Source organism: Bacteroides mediterraneensis (genome assembly GCF_900128455.1).
GTDB lineage: Bacteria > Bacteroidota > Bacteroidia > Bacteroidales > Bacteroidaceae > Phocaeicola > Phocaeicola mediterraneensis.
Genome location: NZ_LT635783.1, coordinates 2,790,504 through 2,806,718 on the forward strand (window position 1 = coordinate 2,790,504; position 16,215 = coordinate 2,806,718).

The 16,215-nt window shown below is 47.9% G+C and carries 9 protein-coding genes; 2 read left to right on the forward strand and 7 right to left on the reverse strand.

The genetic code is table 11. The features are described from left to right. Nucleotides 1-3 precede the first annotated feature (3 nt). The 3 genes from BQ7480_RS11895 to BQ7480_RS11905 all read right to left on the reverse strand — a co-directional run bounded on the left by BQ7480_RS11895 (nucleotide 4) and on the right by BQ7480_RS11905 (nucleotide 2,800). Complete coding sequence (locus BQ7480_RS11895; RefSeq protein WP_072543033.1) at nucleotides 4-549, reverse strand: DUF4924 family protein; 546 nt, start codon at nucleotides 547-549, stop codon at nucleotides 4-6. 6 nt (nucleotides 550-555) lie between these two features. Beyond that, entirely contained in the window at nucleotides 556-1,215 is a 660-nt protein-coding gene (locus BQ7480_RS11900) for a LysE family translocator (protein WP_072543034.1), read from the reverse strand. 274 nt (nucleotides 1,216-1,489) lie between these two features. Continuing rightward, a complete protein-coding gene (locus tag BQ7480_RS11905; protein ID WP_072543035.1) occupies nucleotides 1,490-2,800 on the reverse strand; it encodes an anaerobic C4-dicarboxylate transporter family protein in 1,311 nt (436 codons plus the stop codon). Nucleotides 2,801-2,989: 189 nt separating this feature from the next. Here BQ7480_RS11905 and purL point away from each other — a divergent pair, with 189 nt between their 5' ends. Further along, nucleotides 2,990-6,697 (forward strand): phosphoribosylformylglycinamidine synthase, encoded by a 3,708-nt coding sequence (gene purL / locus BQ7480_RS11910; protein ID WP_072543036.1) that lies wholly within the window; start codon nucleotides 2,990-2,992, stop codon nucleotides 6,695-6,697. Between the two features lie 234 nt (nucleotides 6,698-6,931). On the opposite strand, the gene BQ7480_RS11915 is transcribed toward purL, so the two are convergent. The 4 genes from BQ7480_RS11915 to BQ7480_RS11930 all read right to left on the reverse strand — a co-directional run bounded on the left by BQ7480_RS11915 (nucleotide 6,932) and on the right by BQ7480_RS11930 (nucleotide 14,740). Continuing rightward, nucleotides 6,932-8,107, reverse strand: coding sequence for a TlpA disulfide reductase family protein (locus BQ7480_RS11915; RefSeq protein WP_072543037.1), 1,176 nt, complete (start codon nucleotides 8,105-8,107; stop codon nucleotides 6,932-6,934). Nucleotides 8,108-8,116: 9 nt separating this feature from the next. Next, the gene (locus tag BQ7480_RS11920; protein ID WP_072544014.1) at nucleotides 8,117-9,532 is read right to left on the reverse strand and encodes a RagB/SusD family nutrient uptake outer membrane protein; all 1,416 of its coding nucleotides are present in this window, start codon (nucleotides 9,530-9,532) and stop codon (nucleotides 8,117-8,119) included. A 25-nt stretch (nucleotides 9,533-9,557) separates the two neighbouring features. Next, nucleotides 9,558-12,812 carry a SusC/RagA family TonB-linked outer membrane protein gene (locus BQ7480_RS11925; RefSeq protein ID WP_072543038.1) on the reverse strand — a complete coding sequence of 1,085 codons (3,255 nt, stop codon included), beginning with the start codon at nucleotides 12,810-12,812 and terminating at the stop codon, nucleotides 9,558-9,560. 161 nt (nucleotides 12,813-12,973) lie between these two features. Next, on the reverse strand, nucleotides 12,974-14,740 hold the full coding sequence (locus BQ7480_RS11930) for a helix-turn-helix domain-containing protein (RefSeq protein WP_235816681.1): 1,767 nt from the start codon (nucleotides 14,738-14,740) through the stop codon (nucleotides 12,974-12,976). Between the two features lie 423 nt (nucleotides 14,741-15,163). Here BQ7480_RS11930 and BQ7480_RS11935 point away from each other — a divergent pair, with 423 nt between their 5' ends. Next, nucleotides 15,164-16,183 (forward strand): branched-chain amino acid aminotransferase, encoded by a 1,020-nt coding sequence (locus tag BQ7480_RS11935; protein ID WP_072543039.1) that lies wholly within the window; start codon nucleotides 15,164-15,166, stop codon nucleotides 16,181-16,183. Nucleotides 16,184-16,215: the final 32 nt, after the last annotated feature.

Sequence of the window (16,215 nt, forward strand, 5' to 3'; positions counted from 1 at the left end):
GTTTTAATCCAAGTCCAAATCGCCTTCCTTATCCTTTATATAATAGCCGGCCAGCATAGCCAGCAAATCACTGATGGCTTTCACTGCCTTGGCCGTTCCTTCGCTGATTTCCTTTTTCTGCAATTTCAGCATCAGCACCCCATACATGGCGTCAAAGCAAGTCTCCAGCTCGGGCACGTCCTTGTCGCCCCCTTTGGCTCGCAGCTCAACGATAAAAGGCAATACCTTGTAATAAGCCGCCGTGTAATACGGGAATTTAGGTGAACGCAACAGACGCAAATGCAGGTCGGTCAGCCAGACAATGACATTCTTGTTAATCTGCAGATGACCCTTTTCCATCACTCCCTCCTGCTGCATCATATTAATCAGGTCTTCATACCAACGGGCCAGCTCCAGCTTCTGCTCGTCCGTAGCCGGATAAGGCTCAATGATGTTCTTCCGGATTTTCCCCATATCGCAGCCATTGGCCCGAATCAAATCCTCCACCTGCCACATATACAACAGGTATTCGGCAATATTCTTTTTTTTAAGTTGCTGAGAAATATACATATTCTATCAAGAAAAAGATTTGCCGGCAATGGCCAGGACGATTCCTACCACCGCCGCTATCATGACCACGACACCGATGATGCGGTTGAGCACCCAGATGCCGCGCAAATTAAATCGCGAACGCACCTTATTAACGAAATACGTAATGCTGAACCACCAGCCCAATGCCCCTGTAATGATGGCCAGATAGCCTACCAGCTGAAAGCCGATGGGACTGCCCGGCATGACAAACGAGAAACGGGCAAACAGACCGATGAACAGGAAAATGATGAGCGGATTGGACAGGGTGACAAAAAAAGCCGTCACGAAATTATGCAAGTATGTACCCCTCGTGCCCGAAGCCGGACGAAGGGACTTCACCGGATTGCTACGAAACGTATAAATACCAAATGCCAGCAACATGATACTTCCCACCACTTGCAGGAAAATATGATGTTTCAGAATCAGTTCATCCATGAAACTCATTCCGTATCCGGTTATCAACGCATAACATATATCGCTCAACGCCGCTCCTATTCCCGTGACAAAGCCATACCAGCGCCCCTTATTCAGCGTACGCTGGATACAGAGCACACCGACCGGGCCCAAAGGAGCAGAAACCACGATTCCGATAATCAATCCTTTCAGCAACAAATCAAGTATAGTAACCTGTTCAATCCAATTCATACTGCAAAGATGCTACTTTTTTACGAAAGTACCTACATTTTTATGCGATTATCATTACATGTATAGCAGAAAAAGAACAAATCGGGAAAAGCTCAAAGCGATAAATTATCAGCCTTTAATTCTTTTTTACGTCTTCCAAGGCGGAACCCTACGTTTCCCGACTGAGAAACATACGTTTTCCGGCAGAGAAACATACGGTTCACACAAAGAAAACATAGAATGGATGAGTCCGTTTCCCGCATCACATCCTTATACTTTTATTTTCGCATGCGCATTACACGAAAAGTACCGCCAGAATGCCCAACCCTACGGCCACAAAAGTGGAAATCAGTCCCGGCATCATAAACGAATGGTTGAGCACATACTTCCCGATACGGGTCGTGCCCGTAGTATCGAAATTGATGGCGGCCACCACCGTCGGATAGTTCGGGATAAAGAAATATCCGTTTACTGCCGGGAAAAGAGCAATCAGCATGTAGGGCGAAATGCCCAACGCCATACCTAAAGGAAGCAAGGCACGAATGGTAGCTGCCTGACTGAACAACAGGATAGACATGACGAACAGAGCCACTCCGAAAAGCCAGGGCATATCGGTCACCATGCCGAAGATTCCATCCTTTATCACCGCAATGTTGCCCGAGATGAAAGTATCGCCCATCCAGGCAATGCCGAAGATAGCCACCACTGCCTGCATGCCCGCATTGAAGACCGAACTCTTGGCTGCCTTCATGCCACTGGTGCCGGTCAGCAGCAGAATCAATGCGGCTACCGACAACATGAGCACTTCTATGATGTGCGCCATCTGCATCATTACCACACCTTCGGAAGTTTGAAACGACGGGCGGAGGCCATCGATGGAGCCAAACAGCACAATACCCACCGTGGCAGCCAGAAATAACAAAACAGAAGTCAGCGCCTTGCCGGGATGGAGTACCTCGGCCGTACAATAATTCGCGCCCGAAAGTTCCCCCGACTTCAAACGGGCCTGATAGACAGGATCATCCTCCAGTTCCTTGCCCACCCGCATGGAATACAGCGCGCCAGCTAATACCCCCACCAAGGTGCAGGGGATGGAAATCTTCAGTATATCAAACAAAGTAATGTCGTATCCGGCCAGCATACTCAAAAGAGCGACCGTGGCCGCGGAAATAGGACTGGCCGTAATAGCCTGCTGGGAGGCGATGACGGCAATCCCCATCGGACGTTCCGGACGGATACCCGTCTCACGGGCCACTTCGGCAATGACCGGGAGCACGGAATAAGCCACATGCCCCGTCCCGGCAAAAAAGGTAAAGAGGTAAGTCACCAAGGGACTCAGCAAAGTGATACGCTGAGGATGGCGGCGCAAGATTTTCTCCGCCCATTTCACCATCAAATCCAATCCTCCGGCAGCCTGCATGCAACCCGCCGCTGCAATCACGGCCACAATCATCAGCATCACATCAATAGGAGGAGCGGTCGGTTCCAGACCGAACACAAACGTAAGAACAGCCAGACCGAGGCCTCCGAACACACCCAATCCAATGCCCCCAACCCGTGCACCGACCACAATGGCCAACAAGACAAACAGTAATTGTAACCACATAAAATAGAAACAGTTTTTTGATTTGAGGTGCAAAGATAGGCATATTCCGCGGAATGTGAAAACAACACAGTCCTTCCACCCTACAAGCGATAACATTACTTCTATTTTTTTCGTTTATTCCGAGGATTTTCCCTACCTTTGTACCACTTTTAAAAGCGCATTGAATATTCATTATAACATACAAGTGCTATGATTCTATTTTTCAGAACACCCACAAACAGTGTGATTGCCACAAAATGCAATCAGGAGCTGAATGCTGAAGACGTCAAGAAACTATGCTGGCTTTACAGCGACGCTACTGTGGAAAATGAAGACAACCTGAAAGGATGGTTCATCGGTCCACGTCGTGAAATGATTACCCCCTGGAGTACAAATGCAGTAGAAATCACCCAAAACATGGGCCTCACGGGCATCCGCCGTATCGAGGAATATTTCCCGGTAAAGGATGAGAACGCCGACCATGACCCGATGCTGCAACGTATGTACCACGGACTGAATCAGGACATTTTCACGGTGGACATCAAACCGCAGCCTATCATATACATCGAAAACCTGGAAGAATACAACGAAAAGGAAGGTCTGGCGCTGTCACGCGAAGAAATGGACTATCTGCTGAAGGTGGAAAAAGACCTGGGACGCAAGCTGACCGACTCGGAAGTATTCGGCTTCGCACAGATTAACTCAGAGCACTGCCGCCACAAAATCTTCGGCGGTACATTCATCATCGACGGACAGGAAATGGAATCTTCTCTGTTCCAGATGATCAAGAAAACCACTCAGGAAAACCCCAACAAGATTATCTCGGCCTACAAAGACAATGTGGCCTTCGCCGAAGGTCCGGTGGTAGAACAATTCGCTCCGGCCGACCACTCTACTTCTGACTATTTCATTATCAAAGATATCAAGACCGTCATCTCACTGAAAGCGGAAACTCACAACTTCCCGACTACCGTAGAACCGTTCAACGGAGCGTCTACCGGTACCGGTGGCGAAATCCGCGACCGTATGGGTGGTGGTAAAGGTTCCTGGCCGATTGCCGGAACTGCCGTGTACATGACCTCTTATCCACGTACGGACGAAGGACGCGACTGGGAAAACATCCTGCCGGTGCGTAAATGGTTATACCAGACTCCGGAACAGATTCTGATCAAGGCTTCCAACGGTGCTTCCGATTTCGGTAACAAGTTCGGACAGCCGCTGATTTGTGGTTCTGTACTGACTTTTGAACACGAAGAGAACAACGAAAAATATGCTTACGACAAAGTCATCATGCTGGCAGGAGGTGTAGGTTACGGTACACAGCGTGACTGCCTGAAAGGCACCCCGGAAGCTGGAGATGAAATTGTCGTACTCGGTGGTGACAACTACCGCATCGGTCTGGGAGGTGGTTCCGTTTCTTCTGTAGATACCGGACGTTACTCTTCTGGCATCGAGCTGAACGCCATCCAGCGTGCCAACGCCGAAATGCAGAAACGTGCCTACAACGTAGTACGTGCCTTGTGCGAGGAAGATGTGAACCCGATTGTGTCTATCCACGACCACGGTTCTGCCGGACACGTGAACTGTCTGTCTGAGCTGGTGGAAGACTGCGGTGGTCTGATTCACATGGACAAGCTTCCTATCGGCGACGAAACCTTGTCGGCCAAGGAAATCATCGCCAACGAATCACAGGAACGTATGGGCTTGCTGATTGAAGACGAGGCCATCGAACATGTACGCAAGATTGCGGAACGCGAACGTGCCCCGATGTACGTGGTGGGTGAAACGACCGGCGACCATCGCTTTGCCTTCGAACAGGCTGACGGCGTGCGTCCGTTCGACTTGGCCGTAGACCAGATGTTCGGTTCTTCTCCGAAAACTTATATGGTAGACAAGAGTGTGGAACGTCACTATGAAAACGTTTCTTACGATGTGACCAAACTGAATGAATATTTGCGCCGTGTGCTGCAGCTGGAAGCCGTAGCCTGCAAGGATTGGCTGACCAACAAGGTAGACCGTTCCGTCACAGGTAAGATTGCCCGCCAGCAGTGCCAGGGCGAATTGCAGTTGCCGTTGAGCGACTGCGGCGTGGTAGCCCTCGACTACCGTGGCGAGAAAGGTATCGCTACTGCACTTGGACACGCTCCGCAGGCTGCCTTGGCCAATCCGGAAGCAGGTTCCGTACTGGCTGTATCGGAAGCACTGACCAACCTGGTATGGGCTCCGCTGGCCGACGGCATGGACAGCATTTCTTTATCAGCCAACTGGATGTGGCCTTGCCGCTCACAGGAAGGAGAGGATGCCCGTCTGTACAAGGCTGTGAAAGCGTTGTCTGATTTCTGCTGCGAACTGCAAATCAACGTACCGACCGGTAAGGACTCCCTGTCCATGACACAGAAATATCCGAACGGAGAAAAAATCATCAGCCCGGGAACCGTCATCGTTTCTGCCGGTGGTGAAGTTTCCGACATCAAGAAAGTGGTTTCTCCGATCATGGTCAACAAACCGAAATCAACCTTCTATCATATCGACTTCAGCTTCGACCAGCTTCGTCTGGGTGGTTCTGCCTTCGCACAGTCACTCAACAAGGTGGGCGACGACGTGCCGACCGTACAGAACCCGGAATACTTCCGCGATGCCTTCATGGCCATCCAGGAACTGGTCAACAAGGGATTGATTCTGGCCGGACACGATATCTCTGCCGGTGGTCTGATTACAACCCTGCTGGAAATGTGCTTTGCCAACGTGGACGGCGGTATGGAAATCAACCTCGACAAGATTAAGTGCGATGACATCGTGAAGATTCTGTTTGCTGAAAATCCGGGTGTAGTAATTCAGGTAGCCGACAAGCACAAGGCAGAAGTCAAGAAGATCCTGGAAGACGCCGGTGTGGGTTACGTGAAGATTGGTGTGCCGACCGAAGAACGTCACATCCTGGCTACCTTCCACGATGCGACTTATCAGTTCGGCATCGACTACTTGCGCGATGTATGGTATTCTACTTCTTACCTGCTCGACCGCAAGCAGAGCATGAACGGCTGTGCCAAGAAACGTTTCGAAAACTACAAGCAGCAGCCGCTGGAATTCGTATTCGACAAGTCGTTCACCGGCAAGCTGTCACAGTTCGGACTCGACCCGAACCGCCGTACACCGAGCGGCATCAAGGCAGCCATCATTCGTGAAAAGGGAACCAACGGTGAACGTGAAATGGCTTACATGCTGTATCTGGCTGGCTTCGACGTGAAAGACGTGACCATGACCGACCTGGTCAGCGGACGTGAGACACTGGAAGACATCAATATGGTAGTTTACTGTGGTGGATTCTCCAACTCCGACGTACTGGGCTCTGCCAAAGGATGGGCCGGAAGCTTCCTGTTCAACCCGAAAGCCAAAGCAGCCCTCGACAACTTCTATGCCCGCGAGGATACACTCTCACTGGGTGTCTGCAACGGCTGCCAGCTGATGATGGAACTGGGACTGATTACTCCGGAAGACAAGAAGAAAGGAAAGATGCTGCATAACGATTCCCACAAGTTTGAATCTGCCTTCCTGGGCGTGACCGTACCGATGAACCGCAGTGTGATGTTCGGTTCACTGAGCGGCTCCAAACTGGGTATCTGGGTGGCTCACGGAGAAGGTAAGTTCTCATTGCCTTATCCGGAAGACCACTACAACGTAGTACTGAAGTATTCTTACGACGAATACCCAGGCAACCCGAACGGTTCAGACTACAGCGTGGCCGGTATTGCCAGCCAGGACGGACGTCATCTGGCTATGATGCCTCACTTGGAACGTGCCTGCTTCCCGTGGGAAAATGCCTACTATCCACTCGACCGCAAGAACGAAGACCAGATTACTCCGTGGATGGAAGCCTTCGTCAATGCCCGCAAGTGGGTGGAAGCCAACCGCAAGAAATAACCCGGAACTACCGGAACATGATACAAAATGGAGGTGCGCTTGAAGTGTACCTCCATTTTTATATCCTTTCTCCCGACCGAAGTCAGGAATCCCCCTCCTCTCTACACCCGAATGGATTTCTTCATTCATTCCATAAAAAAACGGTGCACAAATCCGACTGCTCAGATTCATGCACCGTCCGTATTCGGAATCCCTTACAGGATTTCCGTATCAGATTCTTGCTTTATTCAACATTTACTGAAAAAGCTCTTTCAATTTCGTAGCCAAAGCCTCACCGCGCAGGTTCTCACCCACCATTACTCCATCGGCTGTAATCAGATACATGGTCGGTACGAATTTCACCTTATAAAGTGCGGCTACTCCTGTTTCGTCCAGGAAATTCGGCCAAGTCAGTCCTTCTTCCTTCAAGGCCTTTTCCCAGTCGGCTTTCTTCTGATCGATGGAAATGCTCACAATCTCAAAACCTTTTCCGCTATATTGCGCATACAGTTTCTTCAGGTTCGGGATTTCTTTCCGGCACGGGTTGCACCAGGAAGCCCAGAAATCAATCAGCACATACTTCTTGCCCTGACGTAATGCAGAAAGCGACACTTCCTTTCCGGTTTTGTCTTTCACCTTGAAATCGGGAACCTTCGTTCCTTCCTTTCCTGCCGGATAAAGCTCCTCTTTCACCTTCTGCCCGTAATAAGACTGTTTGGCCGCAGGAGAAAGTGCTTCATACCACGGTTTCATGTCCTCACTCAGGTAGCTGGTAAACGAAATCATCATCAAAGGTCCCCAGAAAGAATCCTTGTTGGCCATGACTACCTGATGATACAATGAGTCTACCGTAGTAAAAAATTCCTTATCGGCAGCTGCTCTGGCCTTACCCTCCTCGCTCTGCCGCAGTTCCTGAATCTTCGCCTGATCTTTGACCTGATAAGCCGCCATCATCAGGCTGTCGAAGGCGGCAAATTTACGGCCATTAAGCGCATACAACGAGTCCAGATACGTCCGCGCAGACAGCAACGAATCATAACGCGCACTCAGCGGAGAGCCCTTTACCGTCAAAGAAGAAAGATTATAGGAAACTCCCCCGTCAGATTCCTTCTTGGCCACCAGCTTTCCCGTAACCTCCATCTGGGCATTTTCCAACATAAGATTACGCGAACCATACGCATCTTTCACCAACAGATGGAAAGCTCTCGGCTCTTCCATTTTTCCTGTAAATACAAACTGTCCGTTGACCACCGTCGTATCGGCAAAAGGCAGCTCACTGTCATGGCTGACCGGCACCAGTTGCACATGTGTACCGTCGGGCAAACCTTCAATATTACCTTTCAACACATAACCATCTACCGCAGGCTGGCTGGTACATGCCATCGCCATCAACCCCATAGTGGCCATACAAAAGAAATTCTTCGTTTTCATAATTCGATTTTATTTAGTGACGTTTTGTTCGATTGTTCCGTTTCCGGGATTATTGAGTGCCCCGGCCGGGAAAGGCATGGTCCACAAATGAGATGTCGGGCTCAAGGTATACTCCTTCCCCTCATAAGTCTTGGTCAGCGTCCGGGCATACGTACCTTCCAGATTATAACGGCGGGCATCCGCAAAAGGCACGATAGAGAAAATCAGTTCATTGTCCTTGGTGCGGCGAATCTGCGACAGCGCCTCCTCCAATGTAGAAGCCTCAGCCGGACGATAAACCTCAGGACGGATACGGGTAATCCGTACGGTATTCAGTGTATTCATCGCTTCGGAATAATCGCTGCCTTCAGCCAGCCGTGCCTGGCACTCCGCCTTGATGAGATACACCTCACAGGTGGTCAGTCCCCCATGATTGAAATAGCCCGACTCCAATGCCTTGTAATACGTATCATTATTATCCGTCTTCAACTTCCAGCGCGACAGAAAACGGGCATCCCCTTCCTCGAAACGTGCCGCTCTTTCCACCGGAATATTCTTTTCGTAACTATCGTACACTGATTGTTCCCCAAAGCGCAGGTAATAGTTCTCCACATAATCGTATTGCATAGGGGTGGCAATCTTGTCATAATTGTCCGGATCATCAATTGCAGCCTTATGCTCTTCATAAAATGCGTTCCAGTCGTAAAGCTGGTCATTCTGTGCCAGAGCCAGGTTGGCATAACGCAAAGCCTCACTGTAATTCTGCATCTGCAAGTACACACGGGCCAACAATGCATAACCTGCCCCCAAGTCAGGATGAATGGCTGTCATGGACTGGGCCGGCAATCCCATCTCAATGGCCTCCTTTACATCTTGGATAATGAAGTCATACATATCCTGAATGGAAACCTGCGTGTAAGGCGCATCAATCTCCGCACTGGTAATTAGGGGTACACTGCGCTTTTGGGCAGCCGTTGCCGCATCGTACGTATCGGCATAATAATTGACCAGCACATCGTAGCAAAGCGCACGTATCACCTTGGCATACGCCATCACCTCGTTCCGCTCGGCATCTGTCGCCTCAGTGGCCGTAGGCACATTCTCTACAATCAGATTACAGCTGGAGATGGCTCCATAAAGCACGTAGTAAGTTCCCTCATCGGAGTTATTCAGCACAATACGGTCGGCCGATTCGTCCCACATATAGTTGGCACGGCTCAAGCTCGGCGTGTTCACCTGCGAATTGGTCAGATATACATCATTCAGCAGATACAACGCATTGGTCACAGGAGTCCGGCCGATAGTATACTGGTCGCGCAGCAAAGCCTCAAAATCGGCCAGCGTGGTAGGAATCTTGTTCCCTTTCGGCGCTATATTCAAATAATCATTGCATGAGCTGAGCAACAGGCAAACCAGCGCAGCCCCCAAATATAATATCTTATTCATACGTTTCATACTATAAAAATCGAGGTTAGAAATTCAGATACACACCGCACAAGTAGTTAGGTCTGGCATAACCGCCCAGCAAGTATTTGGCATTGCTGCTCTTGGCCACCATAAACACGTTTTCCATACCCAACATAATGCGCGCATTCTTTACATACAGTTTGTGGCACACACTGACCGGAATGCGATACGTCAACGACAGGTTTCTCAGCCGCCAGTTGGTGGCATCCAGCACATTGATGGAAGAATAAGCATACATACTCTCATAGTTATAGTTATAAAGCTCACTCTCTGCCGAAATATAACGCGGCACATTGGTATAGGCCTCATCCCCCGGTTCCCGCCAGCGATTTTCGATGTCTTTGCTTACCGGACTCATGCCAGAACCAATGAAAGCCACATTGGTATTCCGCATCTTGTGTCCACCTTCAAATAAGAACTGAGCTGCCAGTTCCCAGTTCTTCCAGCGCAGATTCGTGTTGACAGAACCATTGTAAACCGGTACGGTAGTTCCCAAATAAACCAAATCTTCAATTTCGGTAGGAGTCATGTCTGTGTACAAGTTTCCTTTGGCATCGTACACCTGCGGAGTACCCGTCTCACTTAATCCAGCCCATTGGTATCCGTAAATCGCATTATACGGATTTCCCACACGCGGATAAGCCGTCGGATAATCAATCACCAGATATGACACCGGTGCCTCCACATTGATATAAGTCACCTTATTCTTGTTGTAGCCTAACACTCCGCTCACATTCCAGTTCCAATCATTATTCCGGATGATATCCCCCGACAAGGTCAGTTCAAATCCCCGGTTTGTCATTTTTCCGTTATTGATGGAATAGGTGCTGTATCCCCATCCTTCCGTAGACACTCCATTGGTATTGGCCAGCAAATCCGTGCCCAGCTTGTTGTAAAATTCCAGTGAACCGTTCAACCGGTTGCCCAGCAAGGCAAAGTCCACACCGATATTCAGCGTCGTAGTCTTTTCCCAACGCAGGTTCGGATTCGGACGGCTGGAAATGGTACCCTGAATACCTCCCACCTGATTATTGGTATTATAATACGCAATCATGTAAGGAGCCGAATCTTTGGCAATATTACCTCCGATACCGTAGCTGGCACGCAACTTCAGCATATTCACCCACGGCACCTGGAAAAACTTTTCCTGGCTGATGTTCCATCCGGCACCCACCGACCAGATAGGACGCTTCTGGTACTTGGAACCCGTAGAAAACAGGTTGGTCTTATCCCAGCGGATACTTCCGCTCACCATATATTTCCCATCGTAAGTGTAAGCTGCATTGCTATATACAGACACATACCGGTTTACCAGTTCACGGATGTAGGACATATCCTGCTGTCCAAAAGAGCCATACCCCCATTGTCCGCGGAAATTGCTCAACTGCCCCGCGTCAACCAAACTGTAAGTCAGCAATTGAGGGTCGTAATTATACAGCGTGCGGTCATTGTAATCCAATTTATTTTCCCGGGTTTCCGTACCCAAAATCATGGTCACATCGTGTACCTCGGCAAAAGTCTTGCTGAAGTCCAGCTGCTGACGAAAATTATACGCATGCGTCGTATTGGCAGAAGTGAAAAAGATGTTTCCATACGGCAGAGCAAACGTCGATGTCCCATCATTGTTGGAAATAGAGAAGGTGTTGACCTTATTGCGCACCTCGTACGAATCCTTGCTCTTCAGCTGTTCAGTCTTGTATTCCGCATATTCGTACTGGAAAGAAGCCGTATATTTCAACCAGTCGGTAAACCTGAACGTCAGACGGGCAAACGTACGGTTGCTGAAATCCTGATTTTTGGTCTGATTCATCTTCATCTCATCCAGCGGTGTGATATCCAGATTATACAATCCGTTATTGTGCAGCAGGTTCAAGTCATATACGCTATAACGGTCGGCTTCTGTATTGGTGTAATACGTACCATCACCGTTTACCAGTCCATCGTATGGCATATAAGTATATCCCGGTGAGAGAAGGCTGTAAGACTGTGTAGTACCTTTACCGTAGTTCAGATACGTCCCTACATCCAGTGTCAGCCAAGAAGTCATTTTCGTAGAGTTCTGCAAATTGATGCCGATGGTTCTGTTTTCAGAAAATTTATCCTCCAGCTGATTGTTACGATAAGAAACAGAGGCATTAAACGTATTCTTTTCCGTTCCCTTCCCGATATTCAAGTTATACTGCTGGGAAAAAGGATTACGCTTACCATACTTCTCCACGTCCCGATAATAACGATATCCCTGAGATGCCAGCCCTGCCAGGTTGCTTTCCATCTGCTCCTTTGAAATATGCCCCGCATAATAATTCAGGATGTTACGGATACCTTGTGTAGGATAAGACATGTTATCGAGTACCGTCTGTGCATAACTTTGTGCATCGGCCCCACTCAGATGAGGATTCTGGACAGCCCATTCCCTTTCCAGTTCCACCATTGTGGCCGAACCAGCCAGATATTTATCCGCATACGTAGCGTAAGGCTGTACGGTAAGTGTAGCAGAGAAAGACACATTCAGTTCGTCCTTTTTGGCCCGCTTGGTCGTAATCACCACCACACCGTTGGCCGCACGTGCTCCATAAATAGAAGTAGCCGCCGCATCTTTCAGGACCGTTATGCTTTCGATGTCCTCCATATTCAGGTCGGGCACGCTTTCCACCCAGTTTCCATACCCGTCGTTCGTGGTTTTTTCCACAGGAAAACCATCAATCACATACAACGGAGTAGTCAGCCCGTTCATGGAAGTCACTCCTCGGATTTTCCCGTCGCTGTATCCAGCCACACGCCCCTCCAATACGGAACCCATGTCACTGAGACGCTGCGTCTCCAACTTCTGGGCATCCACCTTTGAGAATGCCCCGGTAGCACGCTCCTTCGAGATAGTCTGATAACCGGTCACTACCACCTCATCAAGCAATTCAGTCGAAGGTTGAAGGGCTATGTAATAATCATTGTCTGAAGTCAGCTGTACACGCTGAGATTTGTACCCTAAATAAGAAGCCTCTATCTCCTTCGTACCCCGCGGAAGTGTCAGCGTAAAATGCCCCTGCATGTCTGTGATTACAGCAGCAATGGAACCTTTCGGGTCCTCATTGACCTGCCTTACATGTGCAGCAGGAAGCGGCTCCTTGTTTTCATCCACTACAATGCCATGAATGGTGCGCTCATGCTGGGCATAAGCCGGAAATGCGGACAAAGCCAGCATAGCACACAATAGCAGAAAGCTCATTTTGAGCCGAATGTCGTGCAATACGTTTTTTCCCATACTTATATCTTTTTTGAAGTTATGAACTGATGTCTTCCTACATTCTTTGCAAATCTCCTATGTGCAAAAATGTAAAAAAAAGATATAACATTGATATTAAACGCGTATCCAAATTCGACAATTGCCGCATTTGAATAACATTTTGTTAGAGAAAGAGACTTTCAAGCATTTTTATGCATCGACATCACCTTGTTACGGTACTGTTTGGGAGGAATACCCACTGTATTCTGGAATATCTTATAGAACGTACTCATGGAATTAAAACCGACTTCCGAGGCCACAGCTTTGAGCGGAATGTCAGTTTCCGGGTCGCTCAGCAGACGGATGGCCTCATTAATCCGGTAATTATTGACATATTGTGTGAAATTCTGCTGTGTCTGCTCATTGATGACTTGTGACAGATATGTCCGGTTCGTCCCCAACAAGTCGGCTACCCGCTCCTTAGTCAGCAGATTTTCTTTATAAACCTCTTCTTCCTGCATCAATTTTTCCAAACGCTGGAACAAGGAGTTCTTCTTTTCGTTTGTCAACGAAGAAGCCGCATATTTCTCCCCCACAGAAGACACCGGTGCAGCAGACGCTTCCTGTTGTTGCCTCCGAAGTGAGGAAATGACCTCTTTCAACTGCTGCTCCTTCCGAATCGCCTCCTGATGCTGACGGACAATACTAGTGTACAGCTGGTTCTGCCGCTTGTAACGATACCATAAGGCAAAAACCACCGACAGTACAAGGACCAGAATCCCCACGAGAGCCTGCTCCTTTTTCTCTTTTTGCAACAGAATCAGCTTGTTTTTCCGAATTTCATTTGCCTGATGTTCCGTATCATACTTGATACGCAGCTCACTCAGCACCTTTTCTTTGTCCGTATTGAAAATACTGTCGGTCTCCTGCTGAAGTTTACGCTGCCACGCCAATGCCTCGACATACTGTCCCATATTCTCATAGCAGACCGACAAGGTATTAATCACCCTGTTCCGATAAATCTCACAATTCTCTTCTTTGGTGAACGACAACGCCTTGAACAACAAGTCGATGGCCTGCTGATTCTTCCCCTCCTCAGCCAGAGCTATAGCGTATTCATTCAGCAACAACACCTTATACGAGGTCTGGTTCATGTCATTCAAGGCCAATCCTTTCTTATAGTATTCTATGGCCTGTTGCCGGTTGCCTTTGGCAAACTCAATCATCCCATAGATGGCATACACATTTCCCTGATTGTAATACTCGTTCTGCTTCATGATAAACTCCGCCTCCTTTATGTAGGGCAAAGCCTTGTCATAGTCATGCAACAGATAATACATGTACGAGGCATTCAAAGCCCCAATAAAGATAAGGTAGGCCGAATTCTGTTCGTGCCCCATCTCATAGGTCTGCAACGAATAAGTTAGCCCCGCCGGATCTTCTTTCAAAAAATAAATACTCGAAATATTCCCGAGCAGAATAGCTTCCAGTTCTTTATAGTGACACCGGTGTGCCGCTTCTATCCCTTCAAAGAAGTAGTGCAAGGCAGAATAGTAATCTTTATGGATGTTGCTGGTATAAAGTCCCATCCCATTATACGCAGAACACAGGGCGGAATCATTCTTCTCACTCTTAGCCAACAACATGGCCTGTCCCAGATGGTTTATCGCCGAGGTATCCCCCAGCATGACGTATGCCTGCCCCAACCCGATATGGGCGTAAAGGATACTGAACTTATAGTCTTGTTTTTTATACCCCAGTTGGAAAAGCTTCTCCCCGTATTCAATCGCTTTCCGATAATCAGACTTATATAAATAAAGGAAACACAATTCTTTTAAAGCCTTTGTATCTTCAGGATGGCACTTCAATATCTGTTCCTGCTGTTGAATGGCAGGAAGAATAGTTTCCTGTGCAAAAGCCCGCACATGCATGCATAAAAACAAGAAAATAAATAATATATGTTTCACTTGCAGATTCATCCGAATTTACTTCCTTTCAAAATGACATTTTTACAAAATAAAAAACGACTTCTGTCGCATTTTGATACTATATAAACAAATCCAAATTCCATTTGCCGAATTTAGATATTATTTTATTCCATGCAAACTTACGAAAAACTTTATTTTTACACCGATGATAAACTGAAAAAAACAGAGGAGACACAGAATTAATCTCTTCTGCTCTTCCCTGTTTATTTGCCCAAAACACCGGGTTACAGCCACATACCTCTTTAAAACCAAGTTTTTCTTTTTCAAAAAGAGGAGGTATCGTGATATTCTCTTTATTTATGTCAAAAAAGAAAGGTTTTAAATTGGAATTTGTAAATATAAACCGTACTTTTGCTTGCTAGTTTATAAAGACATTCAAAAAACTTATAAAAATAGATAACCATGAAAGAAATAGACTGGTCGAATCTATCCTTCGGATACATGAAGACAGATTACAATGTACGTTGCTATTACCGCGACGGAAAATGGGGAGAGCTTGAACTCTGCTCAGAAGAAACACTGAACATTCACATGGCTGCCACTTGCCTGCACTATGGACAAGAAGCCTTTGAAGGGTTGAAAGCCTATCGGGGAAAAGACGGTAAAATCCGTATCTTCCGCCCGGAAGCCAATGCCGAGCGTTTGCAGAGTACTTGCCGCGGCATTCTGATGCCGGAACTCCCGACCGAAACATTCTGTGAAGCTGTAAAGAAAGTAGTAAAAGCCAATGAACGCTTCATTCCGCCATACGAAAGCGGTGCTTCTCTTTATATCCGTCCGCTGCTGATTGGTACAGGTGCACAAGTGGGTGTACATCCAGCCAATGAATACCTTTTCGTCATATTTGTGACTCCGGTAGGCCCTTACTTCAAAGGTGGGTTTGCTACGAATCCGTATGTCATCATCCGCCAATATGACCGTGCTGCTCCACTGGGAACCGGTACATACAAGGTAGGCGGTAACTATGCAGCCAGCCTCCGTGCCAACAAAATCGCACACGATGCCGGATATGCCAGTGAGTTCTATCTGGATGCCAAGGAAAAGAAATATATTGACGAATGTGGTGCCGCCAACTTCTTTGGTATCAAAAACAACACTTACATCACTCCGTTGTCTACTTCTATTCTGCCTTCCATCACTAACCGCAGCTTGATGCAGCTGGCTGAAGACATGGGATTGAAAGTAGAACGCCGTCCGATTCCAGAAGAAGAACTGACCACTTTTGAGGAAGCCGGTGCCTGTGGCACAGCCGCCGTTATCAGTCCTATCGAACGCATTGATGACTTGGAGAATCACAAATCTTACGTAATTGCTAAAGATGGAAAACCAGGTCCTATCAGTGAGAAACTGTACCACAAGCTGCGCGCTATCCAATATGGAGACGAAGCTGACCCATACGGATGGGTAACAGTGCTGGATTAAACAATCACGCAGACAAAATACACAAAAGGTCC